Annotated in this window: 5 protein-coding genes and 1 pseudogene; 2 read left to right on the plus strand and 4 right to left on the minus strand. The window is 38.6% G+C overall.

Annotated elements, in window-relative coordinates; translation table 11 throughout:
• Together QZU83_RS10395 and QZU83_RS10400 are read left to right on the plus strand one after the other, a co-directional pair.
• The coding region (locus tag QZU83_RS10395) for a hypothetical protein (protein WP_295611917.1) at window positions 1-551 on the plus strand (551 nt) is incomplete at its 5' end.
• 98 nt (window positions 552-649) lie between these two features.
• Window positions 650-946: a hypothetical protein gene (locus tag QZU83_RS10400; protein WP_295611918.1), complete on the plus strand. Its 297-nt coding sequence runs from the start codon at window positions 650-652 to the stop codon at window positions 944-946.
• A gap of 81 nt (window positions 947-1027) precedes the next feature.
• Here the strand turns inward: QZU83_RS10400 and QZU83_RS10405 are convergent, their stop codons facing one another.
• The 4 genes and pseudogenes from QZU83_RS10405 to QZU83_RS10420 form a co-directional block, all read right to left on the minus strand.
• Complete coding sequence (locus QZU83_RS10405; protein ID WP_295611919.1) at window positions 1028-1888, minus strand: toll/interleukin-1 receptor domain-containing protein; 861 nt, start codon at window positions 1886-1888, stop codon at window positions 1028-1030.
• A 12-nt stretch (window positions 1889-1900) separates the two neighbouring features.
• Complete coding sequence (locus QZU83_RS10410; protein WP_295611920.1) at window positions 1901-2725, minus strand: toll/interleukin-1 receptor domain-containing protein; 825 nt, start codon at window positions 2723-2725, stop codon at window positions 1901-1903.
• Window positions 2722-3216, minus strand: coding sequence for a hypothetical protein (locus QZU83_RS10415; RefSeq protein WP_295611921.1), 495 nt, complete (start codon window positions 3214-3216; stop codon window positions 2722-2724). The genes QZU83_RS10410 and QZU83_RS10415 overlap by 4 nt, the downstream gene beginning before the upstream one ends.
• 15 nt (window positions 3217-3231) lie before the next feature.
• Window positions 3232-5244 (minus strand): annotated as a pseudogene (locus QZU83_RS10420) (hypothetical protein); the annotation flags it as partial.

Below are 5244 nucleotides of genomic sequence, written 5' to 3' on the forward strand. Positions count from 1 at the left end.
GGAAAGTGGACGGTCATCTGCGTGAAATATGTTCGAGATGGAAGGTCGTATCGCCTGATTACTGCATAAGCTGCCTTTACATTATAAAACCTGACGAATACTCATGCGCCAAATGCGGGTCAGGTTTTATTGCCGACATAAAAAGGGTAAAATCCCTCCAATCCAAAAACAGCTACACTAAACCTGAATTCAGGGATGATGAGACAAAATGGACTCTAAAATGCAGCGACAAATACAGAGGTTCCCTGGCCCCTGCATCCGGCGAATCCCAGTTTGAATACCGGGAGAGGCTCAAGTGGGAATATGCAGAAAACAAAAACGCAAAAAAATGCATTAAAAAACTGATTGAACATTTGAAGGAGGCTGAAGCTTTTAAAAACCGGCCCAAAAGAGTTAAGGGAGATGACGGATGGTACTGCGATTACAGCTGCAGATATTACATGGAATATTATGAGGGAGACCAGATGGACGCCGACCATGACTATTCTTATTGCGCCCTCGGGCATGATGAGATATACACAAGAAACTTCTGCAGGTATTACGAGGAGTAATCCGAAATATTGATTTCATAATATATAATAATTAAGAAAACAGACATATTAATTAAAGCTTGCTTTGAAAAGCATCAAAAAGGCAATTGGGGGAAAATATGATGATTAGTGATGAGGAAAAACAGAAAATCAAGGCGGAAATAGTGGACAAGATCAACTCTGTTCTTGAGAAAAACGGCGAATCATTCAGAATGGACAGGGTAAATGTTTTAAACAGAAGTGACTCCGTCAAGTTCATGGGAAACTACAGGGTATATGACAGAAAAAACTATAATGCCGTCTCAAGTGAAATCAACACCTTTTTAAAGCAATATGGTGATGTTGACATCAAATCCAAAAAAATAAGAGACAGCGGCATGAAATTTACCACTGTAAGCTTCAGCTTTGAGCTTTAAAATCTATATTTTTTTCTTTAATTTTTTTATTTTTACATTAACATTGGCCATTAGCTATTTACAAACAAATTTTTATATAATTCAGCTTATGACATAATCGTTCTGCGAAATAACCTTATTGTTAAGGTCAATCAGCTTGAATTCCGCATGTGTTGCATTGTTTGTAGTCAAGTCGCCCTGCCAGATGATGCCCTTCTTGAATTCATCGGCCGTAGAGTTTACCTCAAAGACATTGTTGTTGTCCTTGTCATAAAACCTGATGTTCATGATATATTTTTCAGGATTTGATGGCATATTATAGGATTCTCCATAAACGGCATATTGATTTCCGTTTACTTCAATTTTGGTCATATTCATGGCAAATATTCCATCGGAGGTTGTATTCTGTCCTGTTGGTATGATGACAAAGAAGTATATCAAAATCAGTGCTGCAACAATCGGAATGGCTATGGCAATATATTTTTTGATTTTGTTTTCCTTTCTTTTGGGATTTATTTGCTCAAATGCATCAACTGTTTTTGAATCGATTTTCACTTTGTCAACTGGCTTTTTCACAATGTCTGATGTTTCTTTCACTAGCTTTTCCAATTGCTTTTTGGAGTTCGGATATGAAGGTATTACCTTCTGTGTCCTTATTAGAAACTCCAGTTTTTTGGATGATTTTCCCTCATCGATGTCAAATACGACGATTGGGATTTCATTTGAAAATGCAATGTCCAGTTCGGTCATGATGTAGTTTGTATCATTTGAACTTTTGCCAAGAAGCAGCACAAAGCACTTGGATTCGCTTATTGCATTGGTTATGGTATCAACGCTCTCGTCTGAATGCATATCTTTTGACTTGCTCCATGCATTGATATTGTTTTTTTCAAATAGCTGATAGAGTTCGTCGCTAAGGTATTCGTCTTTCTTATCATAGCATATGTATACGTCATGGTTCATGATACGACCTCACTAAATGTGTATATACTCCTCATAAAGGTATTCGAAGAGCTTTTCGTCTGAAAATGTAAATCTTAAAATTGATTTTCTTGTCAGGAATTCGTTTCTGATTAAAAATCCGTGTATTATGGCTATTATCCAGAACATTGCAAATAGCAGGATAAACAGATTCAGTAGGGGGCGCATGATAAACAGATAACCGATGATTTGAAATTCTAAAAGCAGAATAATTATGCTTGGAATCAGGTATATCAGCCCCATCACGGTCCATAATCTTTTATGTGATGTAAGTCCCATGTATATGAATGACGCCCAATACACTGGAGTAAAAAGAAGAATCAGTGATAGATAATCTTTTTTATGCTTTGACATGTCCTCCTCTTTGTAATTGGTGAAATCAGTAATGATTGGAGCATCGCTTTTTTCGTCACATAACTGTTTGGCGTCCTTAATCAGCGTTTCGTATTCCGCTTCGGGATCAGGAAATGCGGGCAGCCACTGTGACACCTTCAGGAAGTATGCCATTTCATCTTTCGGTTCTGCATTGTCAATGTTGAATGAAATGATTGGTTTGTTGTATGAATATGCCATTTCAATTTCGTTGTTGACGTATCTTGATGCCTGTGAAAATGACGAATAGACCAGGACAACGATTTTTGTTGACCTTATCGCATCTCCGATTTCCTCGATATATATTTTTCCTGATGAAATGTTTCTCGGTGCAATCCAGCATTTCAGGCCGTTTTCTTCAAGAAGATAACAAATCCTCTGGGCAATATCGCTGTTTCTTGTAGAATAGCTTATAAAAACGTTATGCTTCTGGTTGTCGGGGTTCATGTTTTCACCTCGCTGTTGAATGCAGTATCCACAAGGAATTCTCTGTTGTTTGCCTCAAACAGATAGACGTCTGTGTCCTTGGTAAATTTCAGGCTGCTCTTGTTGAATGAATCATACGGAATGATTAGGGAATGATATTTGAAGCCGTTGTTTTCCTCAAATTTAAGTGTAATCAGGTAGCAGGTTTCATTCTTGTAGTCGATTGTTCCTTCATTCACCGCAGCGTAACCGTTCAGGAGCGTGGTTATCCTTTTGTCGGTTGAGTTCAGCTTGCTTATGTTCATGTTGTAGAACGGATCTTGAGGATTTTTGAATTCAACGGTATTTCCAAAAACGGTGTATTCGGAACTTGCAGGATAGTTCGCGCTAATCGAATCGGTAACGTTTGCCTTCTGTTCCATATATTTGTGGCTCATCAGGCAGTATCCTCCATAAATCAGCAATATCATTACCGTTGCTATGATTAGATATTCGGTCTTTTTTCTGTTCATTTTAACACCCAATGATTACTTTACTGTAATTTTCACTTTTTTGATAGTCATTTTATAATATTTGTTGCCGGCAAATTTTATTGTGCCTTTGAATTTTCCTTTTTTGGTCAGTTTCACACTGAAGGTTGCCTTTCCTTTTGAATTTGTCTTTGCCTTGTAGGTCTTGCCGTTGATTTTGAGTTTGAGCTTTGATTTTTTCATGACCTTTCCAAGGTTATTTTTAAGGGTTACCGTATATTTTTTTGTCTTTTCCTTCACTTTGAATGTCTTTTTGGAAGCGACTATTTTCGTTTTGATTTTTTTGACGGTTACCTTAATTGTTTTTGTTGCAGGGACATACTTCTTGTTTCCTTTGAATATGACTTTTGCAGTGTAGGTTTTAGGAACAAGCTTTAAGGCTAAACTTACCTGGCCTTTCTTGTTTGTAGTCAGTGCATATGTCTTTCCGTTCAGTTTGACAGTAACCGGAACATTTGCCATTGTCTTATTGGAGAGGGTTTTCACGGTTACTTTGAGCTTCGCTCCATAGGTTTTCAGAATGTAGCCTTCTAGAGTCATATTGTAAGGCAGGGTGAAGCGGACCACGTTGCCGTTTTTGTCTGTCATTGTTAACTTCAAATCACCTATTCCAAATGAATAGAACTGATTTCCGCTTCCGTCTTCAAGATGAGCAACATTCACGCTTTTGCCTTTGATTACCTTGCCTTCGGTGAAAACCAGATACAGAGGCATCCTGTATGGAATTTCATTTTCATTATAGTAGATTGCTCCGTTTTCTGAAGTGATCTTATTGTCCTTGAGATACAGTTCTCCATAAAATGTATCATCATCGTTGTAGAAGTATTGGTAGTGAACCGGAGTCACATTACCGTCTGAAGTGATGTTTGAGCCTATAATATAGAGATATGCTGAAGAATATATTGTGCTTCCCCAGTTTGCCGAATTGTTTGCAAAGCTGTCTGAATCGATAAGGATGAATCCCTCGCTGTAGATGGCTCCTCCGCTTCTGTTTGCACTGTTTTGCATAAATTCGCTGCCAACGACATAGATATGCGCCATTGTCTCTTCAGTATCTGAATATGCATCCAGTGCACCTCCGTAATTTGCGGAATTTCTGATGAATGAGGAGCTCTCGATTGTGTAATTTCCCAGTTTTTCAAGATACATTGCTCCTCCATAGAAAGCCAGATTTTCAATAAATTCTGAATCCACGATTAGGCATTCGCCGGCTAAATACAATGCGCCTCCGCTTGTGTTTGCCAGGTTGCCTTCAAAATCACAGCCGGACATGGTGAGATTTTCATCTGCGATTGCGCCGCCGTATTTTGCAGAATTGTTTATGAATTTTGATTTGGTCACGTTTTCTGCAGTATGGATTGCACCTCCATTGTCAGCGGAATTGCTGATGAATATTGAACCGATAACGTTTTCTGCAGTATGGATTGCACCTCCATTGTCAGCGGAATTGTTGGTGAAGGTACAGTTTTGGACTAAGGCTGCTTTATATCCTGCACCACCATATTTTGCTGTATTGCCTGTGAAAACGGTATTTTTTAAAGTGTTAATTTCATAGAATGCTGCACCGGTATATTCCGCGTGATTTTTGATGAACAATGAATCCTGTACAGTTTGGGCATTGTAAATGGTTCCTGCATACTCTGCATGGTTATTGATGAAAGTGCAGTTGCTTATCAGTTTTGCAGTATCTATGGCACCGCATTCTCCGGCACTGTTGTTTTCAAAGTATGAATCGTAAATCATGGCTTCGCTGAAGAGAAGAATTCCCATGTTGCTTGCCATCTTCATCCAGTCACTGTCATAAATTGCACCTCCGTAGATGGATGCGAAATTGTTTGTGAATTGTGATTTGTAGATTTTCATATGCTTGCTGGTATAAAGTGCTCCGCCGTAGCCTGCACTGTTGTTTGCGAATCTGGAATTGTAAACATTCAAATCGTCATATGAATAGATAGCTCCTCCGCCGAAACTTCCAACTATCGCCATCTCGGCTGTTATTACTGTGTTGTT

The organism is uncultured Methanobrevibacter sp. (assembly GCF_902771435.1).
GTDB lineage: Archaea > Methanobacteriota > Methanobacteria > Methanobacteriales > Methanobacteriaceae > Methanocatella.